At 43.6% G+C, this 19,983-nt stretch carries 17 protein-coding genes, 4 tRNA genes and 1 pseudogene; 13 read left to right on the top strand and 9 right to left on the bottom strand.

Annotation, left to right across the window (positions count from 1 at the left end; genetic code table 11):
* Positions 1-138: 138 nt before the first annotated feature.
* The 5 genes and pseudogenes from ABJH64_RS14035 to ABJH64_RS14015 all read left to right on the top strand — a co-directional run bounded on the left by ABJH64_RS14035 (position 139) and on the right by ABJH64_RS14015 (position 6,266).
* Positions 139-1,077, top strand: coding sequence for an RraA family protein (locus ABJH64_RS14035; protein ID WP_348274907.1), 939 nt, complete (start codon positions 139-141; stop codon positions 1,075-1,077).
* Between the two features lie 116 nt (positions 1,078-1,193).
* Positions 1,194-2,471, top strand: coding sequence for a mandelate racemase/muconate lactonizing enzyme family protein (locus ABJH64_RS14030; RefSeq protein ID WP_348299372.1), 1,278 nt, complete (start codon positions 1,194-1,196; stop codon positions 2,469-2,471).
* 62 nt (positions 2,472-2,533) lie between these two features.
* A pseudogene (locus ABJH64_RS14025) lies at positions 2,534-3,503 on the top strand (RraA family protein).
* 105 nt (positions 3,504-3,608) lie between these two features.
* Entirely contained in the window at positions 3,609-5,093 is a 1,485-nt protein-coding gene (locus ABJH64_RS14020) for a mandelate racemase/muconate lactonizing enzyme family protein (RefSeq protein ID WP_348274905.1), read from the top strand.
* A gap of 90 nt (positions 5,094-5,183) precedes the next feature.
* Entirely contained in the window at positions 5,184-6,266 is a 1,083-nt protein-coding gene (locus ABJH64_RS14015) for a bile acid:sodium symporter family protein (RefSeq protein WP_348274904.1), read from the top strand.
* Positions 6,267-6,276: 10 nt separating this feature from the next.
* Here ABJH64_RS14015 and ABJH64_RS14010 read toward each other — a convergent pair whose 3' ends face one another.
* The 4 genes from ABJH64_RS14010 to ABJH64_RS13995 form a co-directional block, all read right to left on the bottom strand.
* On the bottom strand, positions 6,277-6,696 hold the full coding sequence (locus ABJH64_RS14010; protein WP_348274903.1) for a nuclear transport factor 2 family protein: 420 nt from the start codon (positions 6,694-6,696) through the stop codon (positions 6,277-6,279).
* A gap of 182 nt (positions 6,697-6,878) precedes the next feature.
* Positions 6,879-7,175, bottom strand: a complete 297-nt coding sequence (locus tag ABJH64_RS14005; protein WP_348274902.1) for a hypothetical protein — start codon at positions 7,173-7,175, stop codon at positions 6,879-6,881.
* 262 nt (positions 7,176-7,437) lie between these two features.
* A complete protein-coding gene (locus tag ABJH64_RS14000) occupies positions 7,438-9,021 on the bottom strand; it encodes a hypothetical protein (RefSeq protein ID WP_348274901.1) in 1,584 nt (527 codons plus the stop codon).
* 177 nt (positions 9,022-9,198) lie between these two features.
* Positions 9,199-10,395 carry an alginate lyase family protein gene (locus ABJH64_RS13995; protein ID WP_348274900.1) on the bottom strand — a complete coding sequence of 399 codons (1,197 nt, stop codon included), beginning with the start codon at positions 10,393-10,395 and terminating at the stop codon, positions 9,199-9,201.
* 126 nt (positions 10,396-10,521) lie between these two features.
* Here ABJH64_RS13995 and ABJH64_RS13990 point away from each other — a divergent pair, with 126 nt between their 5' ends.
* Positions 10,522-10,911: a DUF302 domain-containing protein gene (locus ABJH64_RS13990; protein ID WP_348274899.1), complete on the top strand. Its 390-nt coding sequence runs from the start codon at positions 10,522-10,524 to the stop codon at positions 10,909-10,911.
* Positions 10,912-11,105: 194 nt separating this feature from the next.
* Positions 11,106-12,377, top strand: a complete 1,272-nt coding sequence (locus tag ABJH64_RS13985; RefSeq protein ID WP_348274898.1) for an aminotransferase class V-fold PLP-dependent enzyme — start codon at positions 11,106-11,108, stop codon at positions 12,375-12,377.
* Between the two features lie 16 nt (positions 12,378-12,393).
* Here the strand turns inward: ABJH64_RS13985 and ABJH64_RS13980 are convergent, their stop codons facing one another.
* Positions 12,394-13,083 (bottom strand): hypothetical protein, encoded by a 690-nt coding sequence (locus ABJH64_RS13980; protein WP_348274897.1) that lies wholly within the window; start codon positions 13,081-13,083, stop codon positions 12,394-12,396.
* A gap of 280 nt (positions 13,084-13,363) precedes the next feature.
* Here ABJH64_RS13980 and ABJH64_RS13975 point away from each other — a divergent pair.
* From ABJH64_RS13975 to ABJH64_RS13960, 4 genes are all read left to right on the top strand, one after another.
* Positions 13,364-13,436: transfer RNA gene (locus ABJH64_RS13975), tRNA-Lys, on the top strand.
* Between the two features lie 67 nt (positions 13,437-13,503).
* Positions 13,504-13,577, top strand: a tRNA-Pro gene (locus ABJH64_RS13970).
* A 44-nt stretch (positions 13,578-13,621) separates the two neighbouring features.
* Positions 13,622-13,695, top strand: a tRNA-Arg gene (locus ABJH64_RS13965).
* Between the two features lie 42 nt (positions 13,696-13,737).
* A tRNA-Lys gene (locus ABJH64_RS13960) sits at positions 13,738-13,810 on the top strand.
* 352 nt (positions 13,811-14,162) lie between these two features.
* Here ABJH64_RS13960 and ABJH64_RS13955 read toward each other — a convergent pair.
* Genes ABJH64_RS13955 through ABJH64_RS13940 form a run of 4 tightly spaced genes read right to left on the bottom strand, consistent with a single transcriptional unit; the run spans position 14,163 to position 17,611 of the window.
* Complete coding sequence (locus ABJH64_RS13955) at positions 14,163-14,903, bottom strand: DUF1080 domain-containing protein (RefSeq protein ID WP_348274896.1); 741 nt, start codon at positions 14,901-14,903, stop codon at positions 14,163-14,165.
* Position 14,904: 1 nt separating this feature from the next.
* Positions 14,905-15,333 carry a c-type cytochrome gene (locus ABJH64_RS13950; RefSeq protein ID WP_348274895.1) on the bottom strand — a complete coding sequence of 143 codons (429 nt, stop codon included), beginning with the start codon at positions 15,331-15,333 and terminating at the stop codon, positions 14,905-14,907.
* Positions 15,334-15,356: 23 nt separating this feature from the next.
* Positions 15,357-16,409: a sugar phosphate isomerase/epimerase gene (locus ABJH64_RS13945; RefSeq protein WP_348299370.1), complete on the bottom strand. Its 1,053-nt coding sequence runs from the start codon at positions 16,407-16,409 to the stop codon at positions 15,357-15,359.
* A 32-nt stretch (positions 16,410-16,441) separates the two neighbouring features.
* Positions 16,442-17,611, bottom strand: coding sequence for a Gfo/Idh/MocA family oxidoreductase (locus ABJH64_RS13940; RefSeq protein ID WP_348274652.1), 1,170 nt, complete (start codon positions 17,609-17,611; stop codon positions 16,442-16,444).
* Positions 17,612-17,861: 250 nt separating this feature from the next.
* Between ABJH64_RS13940 and ABJH64_RS13935 the strand changes: the two genes are divergently transcribed.
* Together ABJH64_RS13935 and ABJH64_RS13930 are read left to right on the top strand one after the other, a co-directional pair.
* Complete coding sequence (locus tag ABJH64_RS13935) at positions 17,862-19,088, top strand: nucleoside permease (RefSeq protein WP_348274651.1); 1,227 nt, start codon at positions 17,862-17,864, stop codon at positions 19,086-19,088.
* A gap of 6 nt (positions 19,089-19,094) precedes the next feature.
* A complete protein-coding gene (locus ABJH64_RS13930; protein WP_348274650.1) occupies positions 19,095-19,973 on the top strand; it encodes a TIM barrel protein in 879 nt (292 codons plus the stop codon).
* Positions 19,974-19,983: the final 10 nt, after the last annotated feature.

Here is a 19,983-nt window from a genome sequence, read left to right as displayed (position 1 = left end):
AAGGGCTTGGCTACGGCTGAGCCCTTTTTTTTAAATGCATTCAGCTATGAAATTGAGCATGACGAATAACGTCACACAGTGGGATGATTATACCAATGCGAGATTCCATGTGTCCATTAAAAATCAAATTATAAACACATGAATAGAAAACTTGTACTCAGCGCTATTTTGATTTTGCTGAGCGTATCCGGCTCATTTGCGCAGCAAATTTCCAAAGAAGAAATGCTCTTCTTGACTCCCTTATGGCAGGGAGAGCGCTTTGATGATGGTCGCCCAAAAGTATCCGATGACATTCTTCGTCGCATGCGGGATGTGACACATGACGAGGCTTGGGCAGTGATGAAAAATGCCGGCTACAAATACCAGTATGCAGACAATTGGGGTCTTTTGATCAATTCCGATAGTGTTTTGGTAGGTAGGGCGTTGACGGCGACTTTTATGCCTGGTCGGCCTGATATCCACGATGCGATCGACGAACGGGGAAAAAAGGAAGGCAAAAGAGGACAAAACTCTTGGCCTGTGGATCTCTTGCAGCCTGACGATGTTTATGTAGTGGATCAATTCGGTATTCACAATGGCGGCCCCACTATCGGTGATAACGTAGGTAATGCCATCTATGCAAAATCCGGCAACGGAATAGTCTATGATGGCGCAGTTCGTGATATCGTCGGGCTCAAGGAAATTGGAGGATTTACCTCATTTGTATCGAGTTATCATCCTTCCCATCACAATCAACCCGGAGATCTGAATACCATGCTTATAGGTATCAATCGCCCTACTCGAATTCATCAAGTCACCGTGATGGCGGGAGATGTGGTGCTTGGCCGTGATGGTGCGGTATCTTTTATTCCGGCTCATCTCGCTGAAAAAGTAGTCGTGACTTCAGAGGTAGTCAGACTTCGGGATATGTTTGGCCACGAGCGACTTAGAGACGGTACTTATACGGCCGGGCAGATCGATACCCGCTGGTCAGATGAAATCGAAAAAGACTTTTCTCAATGGCTTACTGCTCACATGGATGAGTTGCCTATAGCCAAAGAACAAATTCAGGAAATCCTGAAAAACAGAACTTGGTAAACGCTACACTAACCCAAACAAACCTATGAAATCGAGCATGACGAAGACGTCACACAATGTGATGATTATAACAATGCGAGATTCCATGTGGCTATTAAAAATCAAATTATAAACACATGAAAAACGGAAATTCAAGAAGGTCTTTTCTCCAAAAAGGAGCTGCCGCCGGACTCACCAGTGCTGCAATGCTTTCTACCTTTGGTCAGGGACTCCATGCTGCCGTCGCCAGACAAAACCCCTATTCCAATCCTGCAGACCTGAAAATCACAGCTATCAAATGTGGTTTTGTGAGAGGTGCGGTCTATGTGAAAATATACACCAATCAAGATGTCTGGGGCTGTGGCGAGGCAGTAGATGCCATTCAAGGGACTTACTATTTGGTGAAAAAAATGGGTGATCAACTGAAAGGTCAAAACCCCCTCAATCCAAATCGCCTGGCAGAGCAGCTTCGCAAAGGAGCTTTTTTTGGTGGGGCTCAGTCCGGAGTCTATGTAGCCGTACTCACGGCGATCGAGACAGCGCTGTGGGACATCACAGGAAAAGTATTTGGTGTGCCGGTGTATCAATTATTGGGTGGCAAATACCGGGATAAAATCAGAGTATATTGCGATACAGCACTCTATACATCCACTAATCCTTCGCCTCAGGATTATGCCACAGCCGCAAAAGATGCAGTGAGTAGAGGCTACAATGCCGTCAAGTTTGACGTGGATGATGGGCGTGATCCTAATAAATACGACCGATTCAATTGGACTGCCAACCCCATGGAGATCGATAGAATGTACAATGCTATCGCAGCTGTAAGAGAAGCAGTAGGACCTACTATTGATGTTTACGTAGATATGCATGGTCGCTACGATGCGGTGACGGGTATGAAAATGGCAAAAATGTATGAGCCGCTAAACCTCATGTGGCTCGAAGAGCCTATCCCCGCAGACAATCCTGAAATGTACAAATACATCACTCAGGAGACCACAACGCCTATATGCGCCGGCGAAAATATCTACCTCGCTTATGGCTTTACCAAGCTGCTTGCCGATGGCGCATTGAATATCATCATGCCAGACCTGCAGAAGGCTGGAGGCTTGGGCGAAGCTCAGCGTATCGCCAACCTCGCCAACTTATACTACGTGCCTTTTTCTCCCCACATGGTCGCCTCCTTCCTGGGAGCTATGGCTAGCTGCCATGTATGTGCCTCGGTTCCAAACTTCCAGATATTGGAGTGGCAAATCTACATGGACAAAGATCAGCTGTGGAAGGATATCGTCACCTATGATGGTCCTAGAACAGAAAATAGCTTTATCACAGTCTCAGAAAAACCCGGGATAGGAGTGGAGATCAATGAGGAAGGCATGAAAAAGTATGCGGCTCCGGGAATTCCTTTCTTTGAATAAACAAGTATTAACTGCCTGATTTTGATTTTCATGCAATTATACAACACCAAAAAACCCAGAATATGAAGTTTTCAATCAACCCTAAGTTTTGCCTGAAATCTCCCGCTGCCAAGTTATTCCTGCTAGCCTGCGGAATTTTACTCGCAGCTCCTTCTTACGCTCAAAATGTGGGCTCTTCGCCTGACTATATCAAACACTGCTGAGTGGAAAGGTGAGCGAATGCCTGATGGCAGGCCAAAAGTGTCTGACTCCATCCTTGAGCGCCTCAAAAATATATCCATCGAAGAGGCCTGGGGCGTATTGCGCAACAAAGGCTATCAAAATCAATATGAAGGAGATTGGCAGATTATGCTGCCGGATGAGGCTATGACAGGACGAGTTGTGACAGCTCAGTACATGCCGCTCAGGCCTGATATGGATAAGCAAATCAAAGATCAGGGTGTCAATAAGGAGGGGCGTTCGCCCAAAGGCGGTACGAATTCCTGGCCAATCGATATCCTTACCAATGGAGATATATATGTAGCTGATAGCTATGGTAAAGTGATCGATGGTACCCTCATCGGAGACAATCTCGGTAATGCTATCTACGCCAGATCTCAGCGTGGGGTAATATTCAATGGCTCGGTGCGCGACCAGGAAGGACTATCCGAAATCCAAGGCTTCAATGCTTGGATCAAAGGTCAGGATCCATCCTATATCCAGCAGATGATGCTCACTTCTATCAACGCCCCCATCCGACTCGGTAGAGCTACTGTGCTTCCGGGTGATGTGGTATTGGCAAAAAAGTACGGAGTGATTTTCATTCCTGCGCATTTGGTAGAGGAGCTGGTGCTCACCTCAGAAGTTACAGGATTGAGAGATGAGTTTGGTCATCTGCGACTTAGAGAGGGAAAATACCTGGCAGGTCAGATCGATAGTGAGTGGACCGAGGAGATCAAAAAAGATTTCTTGAATTGGCTAAATAACTATCCCGATAAACTGCCTATGAGCAAAAAGGAACTGGATGACTACCTCAAAGAGCGGAATTATTGAGCAGTGATTTGAAGATAATCACGCGAATATCAATTTGAAAAAGCAGAAGATTCAGAATACTCATCATGAAATTTTACTAGTGAATAAACATCAACCCACGATACCATGAAAAGTACACTACAGCACCTCATACAAAAAAGCAAAGAGCAGGAGCGGACCTATGCGGCTCAGCGTCAGGCAGAAATTGACAATCCTCAGACGCTGGATAATAGAAGAGATTTTCTCAAGAAAACAGCCTTGGGCGGCCTGAGCATGGCCGCGCTTATGGGCCTGAGCATAGAAGACACCATGGCCGAGACCACCAAAAATGTCCGAAGAGCCTCAGCTCCCTCTGATCTTAAAATCACCGACCTCCGCTATGCGCATACCGCCGTAATGGGTGGCACTGCTATTTTGCGCATAGATACCAATCAAGGAATCTATGGCCTCGGCGAGGTCCGAGATGGCGCTGATCCCAAATACGCCTTGATGCTGAAAAGCAGAATCCTGGGCGAAAATCCCTGCAACGTGGAGAAAATTTTCAAAATCATTAAGCAGTTTGGAGGGCAAAGCCGCCAAGCCGGTGGCGTCTGCGGGGTGGAGATGGCGCTTTGGGATCTTTGTGGCAAAGCTTACAATGTACCTGCATGGCAACTACTGGGTGGTAGATATCGCGACTCTGTGAGGTTATATGCCGATACTCCTGAGTCTAGCTCTCCCGAAGAACAACTCAAACTCATCAAATATAGAACCGAGGACCAAGGTTACACCTGGCTAAAAATGGATGTGTCTATCGGAGAGATCATGGATATCCCGGGCTGCATAGTGAATCCCGAAATCCTAAAAACAGGTAGAAGTCAATGGTCTGGAGGATACATGTCTTATGGAAATACAGCACATCCCTTCACCGGAATTCAAATCACTGAGAAAGGGTTGGACGAACTCGCCAAAATCGTAGATCACGTCAGAGGCATGGTGGGCTACGAAATACCACTTTCCACCGATCACTACGGTCATTTTGATCTCAATAACTGCATCCGCCTCGGGCATGCTTTGGACAAATATCGTCTAGCCTGGCTCGAGGATATGGTGCCTTGGCAACTTTGGCAACAGCACAAAACAATCACTGATGCGCTTAACACCCCGACAACTACCGGAGAGGATATTTATCTGCTTCACTATTTCAAAGATCTGATCGATAATCATGCGGTGGATATCATTCACCCGGATCTCGCATCTTCAGGTGGGCTGTTAGAGACAAAAAGAATAGCCGATTATGCGGAGGAAAAAGGTATATCTATGGCGATGCATCAGGCGGGAACACCTGTTTCTTTTATGGCAAACGTGCATTGTGCAGCTGCTACGCAAAACTTCCTGGCACTGGAGCATCACTCGGTAGATGTCCCGTGGTGGGAGGATATGGTGACAATGTCCGGTGGAGGAAAAATCATCGACAAAGGCTACGCGCCAGTGCCTTTAAGTGCTCCTGGGCTGGGAATAGAACTGAATGAAGAAGTGGTGAAAGAGCACCTGCACAAGTCTGACAATTCTTACTTTGCACCTACAGATATGTGGAATGAGAAGCGTTCACACGACAGGACTTATAGCTAAGAAAACCTATTTTGCCTATGATAGACCCGAAATCCAATTTCTGCCGGCTTTCGGGTTACTTTAGTTGTTTCACCCAAAATACCATACGCTTTGAACCCAAAAGTCACCCAAGTATTATCAATTCTCTCTGGCATTCTTTTACTCATTGCTGTAGGCATTAGCCTGTTTTCAGGGTTAGAGCAGGCAGGGTTTTTCTGGATAGGTTTTTTCTTTTTGTGCGGCATTGCTTTTCTGGGCAGTCCCAAACTCAAAGGCTACGCTTATTCTATGATGATCTTTGCGTCGGTGGCTTTGGCTCTGTATTTTCCACAGTATTTCCTGGCCTACAAGGGGTATAAATTTAGCGCGCTGATCGTGCCGCTGATACAAGTGATAATGTTTGGGATGGGTACTTCGATGAGCGTGCAGGATTTCCTCGGTGTGGTCAAGATGCCGAAGGGGGTCATAATTGGCGTGCTATGTCAGTTTACGATCATGCCTTTTATCGGCTTTGCATTGGCGAGTGGGAGTGGTTTTCCCCCTGAGATTGCAGCTGGAATTATTTTGATAGGCTGCTCACCCAGTGGTATGGCGTCCAATGTCATGAGCTATCTGGCCAAAGCAAACCTTGCTCTTTCTATTACTGTCACCTCGATTACCACTTTACTTGCGCCTTTTGTTACCCCAGTTTTGATGGGCTGGCTAGCAGGGGAATTTGTGGAGATCAACGTGCTGGAAATGATGATCAGTATCGTGAAGATGGTCATTATCCCGATCGGCGCCGGACTACTTTTTAATTATTTCCTTCAGGGCAAAGCTAAATGGCTGGATGACCTCATGCCGATTATTTCCATGGCGGCCATCGCACTCATCCTAGTCATAATCGTAGCTGCGGGACGCGATAGCCTACTGGAGATCGGGCCGCTTTTGATAATCCTTGTTTTGGTGCATAACCTCGCCGGCTATACGCTCGGATACTGGGCAAGCAGGCTGCTGCGACTTAGTGAAAAAGACTGTAGAACTATCGCTATTGAGGTCGGTATGCAGAACGGCGGACTCGCATCTGGTATAGCCAAAGAGATGGGAAAAATAGCCACAGTAGGATTGGCTCCGGCTGTTTTTGGACCTTTGATGAATGTGACAGGTTCTTTGCTAGCTTCTTATTGGCACAAAAAACCTACAGCTGAAGATTGATATTGATGGATTACGGCAGTTTGTAGGCTTGCCTTGCTAGCAATTTCCACTGACCCTTTTCCTTGTGCCAAACCAGCATTACGCCGATTTTGATGGAATTGGGTGTGCCTCCGTCCACGATGTCAGCCACGAGTTTGTGACGCACGATGGCGATATCTTTTTCAACATGGATCGTCTGACCCTGAAATTCTACCGTTACAAAGTCCGAACTACCACTGACAAGCGCATCAATGAATTGGGCTTGATTTTCCAGTTTTCCGCTAGAATGCCCATAGCTGAGATTCACCGAGCTTAGTTCGCTTAGGTTAGCGATGGTGGGATCGATCAGAGCAAGGCGGAGCTTTTCTACTTGAGATGCGAGGTCTTTATCTGCTTGCGCAAAGGCGAATGTCATACTGAGAAAGAGCGCGGTGGTCAGGAGGGTTTTCATAGGTTTATTGAGCTTGGCTTTTTGTAGATGAAAATTTATTCTCAAGATAAGTCTTTACTTAGCTGTGCTGACGTTTTTCTCCCAAAGAAAAAGAAATATTGTAAAAGGCTCGGCTCAAGTCTTTAGGCATATTTGGGCTTTCTCCGAGCAATCGATTACAAAACACCAGGCAACCCTCGCGGTTATTTCTCTTGAACGATCGTGAAAATATTTTTCTCTTTGATACCTTTTACCTCATGCTCCACCATCACAGGAATATCATACGTGTCAAATTCCCTGAGATGTATTGTTTCACCGTTGATGAAAAATTCCACTTCCCCTTTTGTCACTGTCAGGTGTGAAGGCACGTTCGCAGTATGCTTTTTTAAAATCTGACCTTGCAAAAGACCTATGGCAAAATAGTTGATTTTGTCTGTTCGTTGGATTGGGCACACGGAAGGTCTCTCATCCGTGAAGGCTAGATTTTCCAGAATATTCATGATTGACAATGGTTTTAAAATGAAAACTTAATCAAGTTTTAAGTTAAGAAATCTTTCTCCAAACGGAGAGATTTCAACCGGTATTCTCTGTTGGCAAAGGAAACCTGGCCTCATTTCAAATGGGTTTTAGGGTTGAAAAAAATCGCTCTAATTTACTGCTTGATGCTTTCTCAACGCTAAGGATTACTCTATGTGCTTCGCCCAGAATCTGAAGGGTAAAACTGATTAAAGACTTTAGTTAGGAATGTAGATACCCTCTGGTTTATTCATTTCTAGTTACTTTCACTTTCCTAAACATCCACTCGTTATCGCTTACTCTTACTTCTTTCCCACTCGAAGTGCTCACTTTTTTAAGGTTCACTTCCTGTGTAATCAAGTACGGAAAGGGCTCTTTATAGGAAGCTCTTGTGTTTTCTGAATTGAAATCCCCAAAGATAGTAGGTCCTTCATAGCCTTTTGGATGGTTGGAATCGTCGATTTTCAGGTTTTCAATCGTGATTTTTTCGGGCATGTAGCAAGTGTAGCCGAAGTCATGTTGACCAGAATTATGGCCACCGATCAGCGATGCGGTGACAGATCGCCCACCTGCTGGCACAAATGTACAGTCACGGATGATGAGTTCTCCTTTCCAGGTACTACCATAGTCAGCACGCAGATTGATCAGATTTCTCCCTCGGATCTCCGAATTCTCTACTAGGAAAGTACCGCTGCCAATTGCATTAATTCCCATGTGTCCAAGTGTCGAGTTTCGGATGGTCGCATTGGCTACGCCCATGTGTGCGTCGAAACGTGAAAGGGTGCAGTTGTCAAAAAGTAGGTTTTTGCTATAATTGGAGCCCATTATTCCCCAGTAGGTGTTGTCATCGATATCATTCGTTTGACTGACATTGATGAAAGACACATTTAAAGCTCTGTTTACTAAGATGTCATATGAACCCATGGAGACTGGTTTATCGGCTCTGCCTATAGTTACGTAGGTTTTGTGGCCTGTCAGGATGGTGTTTTTCACAGTGACATTGGTGGCATAACTGATAGATACAAAGCCACTATATGGTGCACCGCTTTGACCTTCTCCTGAGATGTGATGTTCGAGACCGTCTATGACCACATTGGAGCGTTGGACGGAGATATTTCGCTGATAATAGTTGTACTCTGACGGTTCTTGATTGGCAATTGTAGTAAATATTCCACCGGTTATATTGAGAGTTTTCTCATCGATAGGAAGAGCAGTGATTTCGGTGATTTGATCGAAATCCCAGATAATCGGTGCCTTGCTATCCACAGTTCCATTTTTATCCACGAGAAAAATATCTGTCTGTGGTGATCCGTTGGTGGGGTTTAGCCCAAACCTGATATAATGCTTCACATTGGAATTGGTCACCGCGATCAGGGCAGCTTGTGGTAAGGAAACGTCGATTTTTAGCTGGTTTCTCTTGAGAGAGCTGATGCTGTCGAGCTTAGTTTCCTCTTGGCTTGATTTGACTAAGAATATTGGTGCATTCCGATTTTCCACAGTCCGATCGTCTATCAGGAAAGCTGCCTTACCAAAATCCGTATCCGTTTGAATGATTGCAGTCTGGTCTTTTCCTCCGATGTAATAAGTAGCTCTCTCATCTGCCATTACTTTCAATTGATGCTTATTGGCAAATTCATGAGCAGCTGCGATGGCATTTATATCATCTGTTTTGCCGTCACCTTTTGCCCCAAAGTCAGCATAGCGAACAGTGCCGCCTACAATTAATTGGGAGGCTTTTTCTGGAGAAATAGAATCAAAAGACCTTTCAGTTTGGGCTTTGGCTAAGCTTAGAGTGGTGGATAAAATGAATAATAGGAACAGGTGTTTCATGGGTAAAAATTTATAGATATTGACTCAAAGACCTCAGGTTGTTTTAGTTATTTCTTGATAAAGTATTTTATGCAAAGCCTATTTGAAGTTTGGTCTTTGAAGAAAAAGACCATGGCGGTGAGGAATTTTGCGAGACCTTAGAACATTTTGAGGTTGATGTTTTTTGAAATAAATAACTCAGATTCCATCCACCCAAAGCAAAGGAAAGCGTACGGGCATATTTCGGATAACTTCTGGCGTATCAAAGTCAGCATCAAGCGTATTCCATAGCTTTAAGTAATTCTCTTGATCGTAGGCTAATCCTCCAAAAAGCAAGAAGGAATGGCGCACAGGCCATTTTTCCCAGTACATCACATCTTTTTGATAAGGCCATGCCGACTGATCGGCCACATAAGGATAGAGAAAGTTAATTCCCAACTCTAATGATTTTCCGTCAGGGGTCTGATAATCGTATAAGTTCTCGTCATCGGTAGCATAGACCTGACAGAGTGTTGCCATCGCATCAAGGGTGAATAAGGAATAGCCGTAGGGTTTAGTTCGCTTTAGTTCAAGTGGGAAACTGCCATCGGTTGCCATTTGAGTAGGAAGTAGAACGGTTTTATACATTTCCTTGCAAGAATTGAGAACTTCCTGGTTGCCGACAAGCTGTGCAAAAACCGCGGCCTGCATTGCCCAGCAAACGCTGTGATTGTTGCCGTGATCACGTTCTGCGATACCGTAGGGGTGTGTAGTCATCCAAGTCAGATAGTCGCTAAACCAAGCTTTCATCAAATGGATGTCTGAAGCGGAAATCACACTCAATCCTTCCACCGCTTGAATTGCTTTGGCCACTTCCATCAGTTGGATTGTGTCTATGATACCTATTCCTCGGCCTGTCACCTTACCTTTGATAGCTTGGGCATAGAGCAGGTGTGGATTCATCTTCGTGTCTTTGTCTATAAACCAAGCTTTCAGATGTGGTGCCAAAGCTTTTACATAGTCCTCGTCTTTGGTTACCAAATAAGCTGAAGCTAGTGCTCCTGAAATCTGACTCAAACGTATCATCGCTTCACGGTGAGCGGTGAAGTTTTCAGGATTAGTCAGGCCGTCACGTTGGATATAGGCACCGTCTGGATTGTCTGGATCTGGCCACCAGTAATCTCCTTCAGAATAAAAATCATGAATACCACCTGCGCTCCTGGGGCTTTGATCTGCTGTTACGGTGATAGGCTCAAGGTCTTTGTATTTGTCTGCAAGTCTAATCACTCGGATTCGTTCTTTTTCGAAAATATCCTCCTTCGCAAAAGTATCAGGCGATAGGGACGAGGTGGAGATTTTATCATTTATAAAAATTGATAGAAGAGTAAAAGCTAGCGTGAAGAGAATAGGTGGCATTTTTTTAGGGAAATCTGATTAAAGGTTAGGATCACTCATCAGGTCAAAGGAATATAGTAAACCTCTCTGTGTGACTGGAGTCACGGAATTTGCAAAAAGTTTTTTACTATTTTAAGAAAAAAAACAATGGACTACTACATAGCAAAAACACTAAGAGGTGATTTCGATGAGGTGATTGTTCAGGTAACTGAAGCGCTGAAACAGGAGGGTTTTGGAGTATTGACTACCATTGATATGAAAGCTACGCTCAAGAAAAAATTGGATGTGGATTTTCATAAGTATCAAATTCTAGGTGCTTGTAATCCGCCCAATGCCTACAAAGCGTTGGTCGCTGAAGATAAAATTGGTTTGATGCTTCCCTGCAATGTGATTGTTCAGGAGAAAGAAGCTGGCCAAATCGAGGTGGCTGCTGTGGATCCGGTGGTTTCGATGATGGGTATTCAGAATGACAAGTTGGAGCCGGTCGCTACAGCGGTAAGAGATGGGTTGAGAAAAGTAATTGAGTCTTTGTCCTGAGCCTTTCCTTATCAATCCTATTCATTTTATAGCCTGTAAATGCACAGGCTATTTTTTTGGCAAAAAGTAAAAGACCATACCGTCAAATGAATGCAGGTTTTTTGTCCCGCCCAACCTTCTGGAAGATGCGCAAGTAGGATACAGTTTGATTTATTGGAGATGATTTCTTAACTCATCAACAAGACCTAAATTCTATGAAAAGCAGAAGATTATTTTTCCAAAAACTAGCAGCTGGGGTAGCTATTCCAAGTTTAGTTGCTTTCAATACTTCTACGGTAAACGCGCAGCGAAATCCTATTGATCAAACGCTGAAAGGGGAGGAGTTTTGGGAGGGGGTAAGAAAACAGTTTCCGCTGACCGATAGTCGGATTTATATGAATAACGGGACTTTTGGGCCTTCACCAAGGGTGGTATTGGAAGCTTTGCAAAGCTCTTTTTTGCAGACAAATACGAGCGGAGAATACGGTTCTACCAGTGCAGAACGGGAGAAGTTGGCGGCTTTTGTAAACATAAAAACGGCTGAAATTTCCTTGACGCATAATACCACCGAGGGCATTAATATCATGTGTTGGGGACTTCCACTGAAAGCTGGAGATGAGGTGATCATCACGTTGCATGAGCATGTGGGGAATGCGCTTCCGTGGCTGAATAGAGCCAAGTTGCATGGAATTGTACTGAAGCCCTTCGAGCCCATGGCTACTCAATCAGAGAATTTGGACCTGATTAAATCCCTTGTGACGACCAAAACCAGAGTCATTGCGATTCCACATGTCACCTGTACTACTGGTCTTGTTTTTCCAATCAAAGAAATCTCTGAATTTGCCCGAAGCAGACGCATATTTACCGCTATAGATGGAGCACATGGGGCTGGTACATTTGCTTTAGATCTACATGATCTAGGGTGTGACTTGTACGCGAGTAGTTATCACAAATGGGTTTTGGGGCCAAATGGAACTGGCTTTCTCTACGTGCGAGAGGAAATTCTGGATAAAGTACAAGCCTATCAAGTGGGTGCTTATTCAGACTTGGGCTGGGATTTGTATCAAAACCCACCTCAGTTCAAAGGCTATGTGCCGACTGCCCATCGTTTCGATTACGGTAGCCAAAGTCTGCCAATGATGCGAGGGGTCGTTGCTGCCACCGATTTTCACTTAGAAATAGGCCGGGATAAAATCGACACTAGATTACGAGAACTGAATCAATACCTCTTTGATGGATTGGCAGACATGAGTTCTATAGTAGATATTTTGAGTTCTCCAGAACCAGAATCCCGGATTAGCATGATTACGTTCAAACCCAAAAACATGGGCTATCAAGAAGCTGAAACTTGGATAAGTAAGGAGGGATTCCGTATCCGTCAAGTGCCAGAAAGCAGATTAGACGCAATCCGAATCTCAACTCACATTTACAATACTAAGTCTGAGATAGATGATTTCTTGAAGGCTGTAGAAAAGGTATTGGGTTAGTGGAAGGGCTCTGGGCTTATAGTCTGGTTACATCCTCTTTTTTGATATAAGCAGACTGATTCTTCCATTCTACTTCATACCAGATATCCTTAGATGATTTGATTCGGATTCGATGACCTGGTTCAACTCTATCGAGAAGGTCTCCTCCCGCAGTTGGTTTACTCACGATGTAGGTGGGGCTGCTTGTAATCAGGCCAGTTCTAGGGCCGCTGAGGAAGTTGTTTGCGGCGAAGATCATGAGAATTAATAAAATTGTCGGCCAAAAGGTTTGAGTCTTTTCTGTTTTTCTGCCTGTCACCCAACTGGTGAAAATAGAAAGCACCAAGAAGATGGACAAAACCCCAACAATGTGGGTTTGATACTCGGTTAAAAAAATAAGGAAACGCTGCCCATCGCTAACTTCATACCCCACCAAAGAGCTTTGCCCGGTAAGACTTTTGATTTTAGTGATTGCTTGAGGGTTTGGGTCTAAGTCGTAATATTTGCTGAGGTAGAGCGTTGCCCGTTCATTATCTCCAATTCCCTCGGTGATAAAAGCCATTTTTAATAGCATAGCAGGCGAATAAATTCCCGATTGATAGCTCAAATCATAGATTTCCATTGCCTCTTTGTAGCTTCTAGCATCAAACAAAGAATCTGCTTTTTCTAGAGCAATTACATCTGCTTGACAATGAATACTTTGTAGAGATATCGATAAAAATATCAAAAGTTTTGTGAGAAAGATTGATTTCACGTTTGGCATTTAAAATTTGTCCTCTTATTTTTGCAGTCCAATTACGACAATGATCTGGCAAAAAGCAAGGCCAAGGAGTCAATTTGAAAGGCAAAACACTAATAGATTTTGGTTAAATTTTCTGAAAACTTTCAGAGAAATATAATTCCGAAGCTCAGCTGGTAGCGCATTCTGATTTTATCGGGAGGGTTCTAAGTTCGAGCCGAGTGGTTAATACTAGAGTGAATAAAGATTCACTAAATAAAAAGAAATTGATTCCGTAGCTCAGCTGGTAGAGCAATACACTTTTAATGTATGGGTCCTGGGTTCGAGCCCCAGCGGGATCACTTGATAGTGTCAGAATTTTCTGGCAACATCTAAATTTTAACTTACAAGGAGTTAAAAAGAAAGTTTCGGGGTGTAGCGTAGCCCGGTATCGCGCCTCGTTTGGGACGAGGAGGTCGTAGGTTCGAATCCTGCCACCCCGACTTTATTATTATTAGTGATGAATTTTACTTCATACTAATTGTCCGGTCCTGTAGCTCAACCGGATAGAGCAACTGCCTTCTAAGCAGTAGGTTTCAGGTTCGAGTCCTGACAGGATCACTCTTAAAAGCGGAATCACGTTCCGCTTTTTATTTTATTACCGATTCCGTAGCTCAGCTGGTAGAGCAATACACTTTTAATGTATGGGTCCTGGGTTCGAGCCCCAGCGGGATCACAAGTAAGCAGTCCAAATGGGCTGCTTTTCTTATTTTTAGCCACCTCAAATGATAAGGTGATGGCAGTGGTTTACATTCTTTTATTCCAAAAGCTCAACAAATACGGTGAGGATGCCAGCATTGATTTGGGAGGACGTTTGTATGAACATTTTCAATGCCACTCAAAATTTACTTCTACAGGATTGACGTGGGGCCTTTCGTTTGCGAAGAGCTTTTCGATAATTTGCCATCTGCCAAACAAAGGGAGACCCAGATCAAAAAAATGAAATCGCGTATGGATACTGAGCCATGTTTAAATCAAAAAAGAGTCCCACATTTCTGTAGGACTCCTTTAGCTAAAATGATAAACGATTATAGTTCTTTAATCAGCACGTTTCTATAATGAACTACATCACCATGATCTTGAAGGGTGATGCTTCCTTTTTTGAAAGTGCCCCAATTAGGCATGTCTTTGAATTTACTATCAGCGACTAAAGCTTCCCATTCTGGAGTCCAAAGTGTGGTACTTACTACAGTAGTACCATTTAGTATTAGATCAAGCTTACCGTTATTTGCGATAATCTCTGCAGTGTTCCATTCGCCATAAGGCTTCACTGTTTCCTCACTGCTTACAATCAGGTCATACAGATCACCAGCTCTATGGCTTACGATTTTAGCATCAGGATGGCCTTCGTTGTCTAGCACTTGCATTTCTAAACCCGTATGGTAGGAACGCTCGTACTCAGGTGCTTCGTGGGTGTAAAAGATCAATCCGCTATTACCGTTCTGCGAGATTTTCCAATCGTATTTCAGGTGAAAATTCTCGTATTCCTCATTTGTAGTGATGTCTCCACCATCTCCTTCTTCCCAGTTTGCTTTATTGGAGGCATCAAGGTATGCTTCACCATTTTCGATTTTCCAACCATTTCCTACTTCTCCGCCACCGTATCTGTGCCAGTTTGAGAAATCATTATTTGCAAATAGATCAGTCCATTCTTCTGTGGATGCATCAGACACAACCACCTCTTGTGTTTCATTTTCTACTGCCTTTTCGCCTGCACAGGAGGCTAGCATACTTGCCAAAACTGTAGCTATGATATAATTTTTCTTCATCTTATTTTTTCAAAAGAAGGATATAGGCTACCATATCTTTGGCATCTTCTATACTTACAGATGGGTGTGGGGTCATTGGAACTTCTCCCCATACTCCTACACCGCCTTCTATTACTTTTTTGGCGAGCATTTCGATGTTTTCTTCTGTAGCTTCATACTTAGCGGCTACATCTGCATAGGATGGGCCAACTATCTTTCTTTCTACCATGTGGCAAGAAGTACAATCAGAGGCTTTTACTTTTTCAAGACCTTTGATGTAAATAGGGTCATTCTGGTATTTTTCCTCCAGGCTCATTTCCTGCGCAGGTGCTGCGGGTGCTTCTGTAGTGGAAGTTGCTGTAGTTTCGGACGTCTGTTCTCCTCCGCCGCAGGCGAATGTAAAGCCTGCAACAGCTACTAGTGCGAAGGCTAAGTTTTTTGTGATTTTCATAAATTTTAAATTAAAACTGGTGTTTAGATTCCTAATATTTTTTTGTTGAATGATTCATCAGCACCTCTTCCTGCGAAGTCATCGAATGCTTTTTCGGTCACTCTGATGAGGTGTGAATCAATAAATGGTGCGCCCTCTGCGGCTCCTTGCTCTGGATGCTTGAGAGCACATTCCCATTCTAATACCGCCCATCCATCGTAGTTGTATTGCGAAAGTTTGCTAAAAATTCCACTAAAGTCAACTTGTCCATCACCTAAAGATCTGAAACGCCCTGCACGCTCTACCCAGCCTTGATATCCTCCATATACTCCTTGCTTGCCACTAGGATTGAATTCAGCATCTTTCACATGAAACATCTTGATCCTTTCATGGTAGAAATCAATGAATTGTAGATAGTCAAGACACTGTAATACGAAGTGACTTGGATCATACAAAATATTAGCTCTTTTGTGACCATTTACTTTATCTAGAAACATTTCAAATGTCACTCCATCATGTAAATCCTCCCCAGGGTGTAGCTCATAGCACACATCAACTCCCTTGTCATCGAATTCATTTAGAATAGGAAGCCATCGTTTGGCTAGCTCAGTGAATCCTGTATCCACTAAACCTGCAGGTCTCTGAGGCCAAGGGTAAACTGTGTGCCACATCAATGCTCCTGAAAAAGTAGCATGGGCTGTAAGTCCCATATTTTGTGATGCCTGAGCAGCATATTTCAATTGCTGAGTAGCCCATTCAGCTTTACCTTTCAGATCTCCTTTGAGATTATCCGGCGCAAAACCATCGAATAATTCATTATATGCAGGGTGTACAGCCACTAGTTGGCCTTGTAGGTGGGTGGACAGTTCGGTTATTTCCAAACCTGCCTCTTCTACAGTTCCTTTGATCTCATCTGCGTAGGTTTTGCTTTCTGCAGCTTTTTGCAAGTCGATCATTCTACCGTCCCAAGATGGTATCTGAACTCCCTTGTAGCCTAGGTCGGCCATGTAGTTACAGATGTTTTTGAGGTTGTTGAATGGTGCCTTGTCGTCAATAAACTGAGCGAGAAAGATCGCCGGGCCTTTGATTGTTTTCATTTTACTTAGGTTAAATTATTAGGTTTCAGAATTTATTTTTGCACTATAAAAGGTGTCCATTTGAGGTTGGACTCATTGCTTTTCAACACGTGGTCTATGAAAGCCATTCCCCTGATTCCATCTTCTATGCCAGGGTAATCTTCCCACTCTGGTTTGGGGGTTTCTCCAGCTCGGTCTGCATAGATGCATCTGGCAAAATTTCTATACAAGTTGGCAAATGCTTCTACATAGCCTTCAGGGTGTCCAGCTGGAGTTCTGGTGTTTTCATTGGCATTCGAACCCAAATAGCCAGTTCCTGCTCGATAAATTTGATCTGGAGCATCTGGCCAGCGTACAAGTAGAGAATTATTTAATTCCTGTTGCCATTCCAAACCGCCTTTTTCACCATACACTCTAATCTTAAGGTTGTTTTCAACTCCTGTATCAGTTTGGGATGCCATAAGGACCCCAGAAGCTCCATTTTCAAAGCGCAAAAGAACCACGCCATCGTCATCGATAGGTCTGCCCTCTACTTTGATGTAGAGATCAGCACAGATTTCAGCTACTTTTTCGCCAGAAACATACTCCGCCAAGTGGAAAGCATGAGTGCCTATGTCTCCCATACATCCCGCCAGCCCATTGATCTTTGGATCGGTGCGCCAGGCAGCTTGTTTATTACCTTCTGATTCCAGAAGCTTCCAAAGCCAGCCTTGAGGGTATTCCACATATACTTTTCTGATTTTTCCGATTTTACCTTCAGCGATCATTTGTTTGGCTTGTTTGATCATCGGGTAGCCAGCGTAGGTATGTGTTAGTAGGAATCGTTTGTCTGACTGCTGTACAATTGGATAAAGTGCTACAGCCTCTTCATAATTCAGGGTTAGTGGCTTGTCCAGTGCCACATGGAAGCCATGCTGAAGCGCTTTGGCCGTTGGGTCGAAATGCACATTGTTAGGTGTAACGATTGCTACTACATCGATTCTCTCTGATTCCGGAAGCTCCAGTTCCTTTGCAAACATCTCATCGTAAGTAGCATAGACTCGTGAAGGATCGAGCATGAATTCCTCTCCTCGTTGTTTTGATTTTTCGGGATTGGAGCTAAATGCTCCAGCTACTAGCTCGAACATTCCGTCCATCAAAGCACCGTTGAGGTGGATGGCTCCGATGAAAGAACCAGGACCTCCACCGATCAATCCTATTTTAAGTTTTTTAGAAGAATACATTTGGGAAAAGACTTTATATTCAGGCTTAAATTCTCGAAATAAATTATTCTTTGCTGTAAAACTTTCGAATTTCTGCGAGTTATATCAGGCAATCAGTCAGTTGGCATACAGCTGGATGATCAGCGAAATTAAAACTAGCTATTGCCTGACCTTAGAATTATTTTATTAGCCTAAAATAGGTCAAATTGGCTAAAATCGAAACTTTGGATTTAGAATTCACAAATTTCAAATTACTTCTCTACTATTCACAATGCACTTAAACACCAAGTTTAAACTTTCTGTCATGATGTTCCTTGAGTTTTTTATTTGGAGCTCATGGTATGTTACTTTGGGCACTTTCTTGGGATCTAATCTTTTGGCAAAGGATCAGGAAATATCATTGGCTTTCTCTACTCAATCCTTTGGGGCCATAATCGCTCCTTTCGTGGTGGGTTTGATTGCTGATCGATACTTTCATGCACAGCGAATTCTAGGTGTTATTCATTTGCTGGGTGCTGGATTAATGTACCTATTGTATAGTTCAACCGATTTCTCAGGCTTTTTCCCACTTCTCCTTATTTATATGATTTTGTTCATGCCTACGCTCGCGCTGGTGAATTCGATCTCCTTTAACCAGATGAAAGACCCAGCAAAGGAATTTTCAAAAATCCGTGTGTGGGGTACGATAGGGTGGATAGCGGCAGGCTTGCTGATTAGTTTGCTATCTTGGGATAGTGCCGAGGGGTTGCGTGAAGGTCTTTTGCGAAATACTTGGCTGATGGCTGCGGGTAGCTCTCTGGCCTTGGGGCTGTTTAGCTTTATGTTACCGCATACACCTCCTAGAGCCCAAGTGAATGAGCAATTCAAACTCTCTGAGGTACTTGGATTAGATGCCTTAGGAATGTTAAAGCATAGAAATTTCGCAGTATTTTTTATTTCCTCCATTTTGATCTGTATTCCACTAGCATTTTACTACCAAAACACTAGCCCTTTTCTCACAGAAATAGGAATGTCTAATTCCACTGGGAAAATGGCATTAGGGCAGGTGTCTGAAGTAGTCTTTATGCTAGCTCTACCTTTCTTCATTACTAGGTTTGGGATCAAAAAAACCCTTGCAGGGGCTATGCTAGTATGGGCGCTTCGTTATGTGTTTTTTGCGTTTGGGAATGCTGATGAGCAGGTTTGGATGTTATTGGTGGGGATTTTACTTCATGGGATTTGTTATGATTTTTTCTTTGTAAGTGGACAGATTTATACTGACTCACATGCCGGTGCCAAATACAAATCTTCTGCCCAAGGATTGATCACCCTTGGTACTTATGGTGTAGGAATGCTGGTTGGTTTTTGGGTAGCTGGATATACGTCAGATTATTTCAAAGATGAACTTGGAGCACACATTTGGGGATCAATTTGGTTGGTACCTGCTGGTATTTCTGTTTTGGTTTTACTACTTTTCCTAGCCTTATTTAAGAAAGAGCACCTAACAACACCTCAATAAACCCTAATGACCAAACCTATTGATACCGGAAGAAGAGAATCCTTTAAGAAAGTTTTGCTCGGCGGTGCTGTATTCAGCACGCTTTCATCCTTCCAAACCAAGGAGAACTATCCTTACAAGCTGAAAGGAAATATCAACCATGGCGTTTGCGCCTGGTGTTTTCGTGATTTTACCCTAGAGGAACTCTGTATAGAGTCCAAAAAGATAGGGATCAAAGGAATCGACCTTATAGGTCCAGCCAATTGGCATATCCTGAAGAAGCACGGAATAGATTCCTCCATGTGCAACGGAGCCGAAATCAGCCTGACAGAAGGCTTTGGTGAAGTGAAATACCACGAGCAACTGATCAAGAACTACACGGAAATGATCCCCAAAGTAGCAGAAGCAGGTTACAAAAATCTAATATGCTTCTCTGGAAATAGAAGAGGCATGGACGATGAGACAGGGTTGAAAAACTGTCAACTTGGTCTGGAAAAAATAATTCCTCTAGCAGAAAAGCATGGGGTCATTATTCAGATGGAACTACTCAACAGCCGGGTGAATCATCAAGACTATTTATGTGATAAATCAGCTTTTGGAGTTGAGCTATGTAAGCGCCTAGGGAGTGAAAACTTCAAATTGCTTTACGATATTTATCATATGCAGATAGATGAAGGGGATCTCATCAGAAGTATTCAAAATAATCACCAGTATTTTGGGCATTACCATACTGCGGGTAATCCAGGCAGAAATGAGCTGGATGATACGCAAGAGATATACTACCCGGCAGTGATGAAAGCAATAGTAGCCACAGGCTTCAAGGGATATGTGTCACATGAATTTATCCCAAAATATGACGATAAAATGGCCTCATTAGCTCAGGGAGTTCAGGTCTGTGATGTTTAACTAATTTGAA

Origin of the sequence: Algoriphagus sp. (assembly GCF_039969895.1) — a bacterium.
Taxonomy (GTDB): Bacteria; Bacteroidota; Bacteroidia; order Cytophagales; family Cyclobacteriaceae; genus Algoriphagus.
This window is presented reverse-complemented; position numbering and strand designations above follow the sequence as displayed.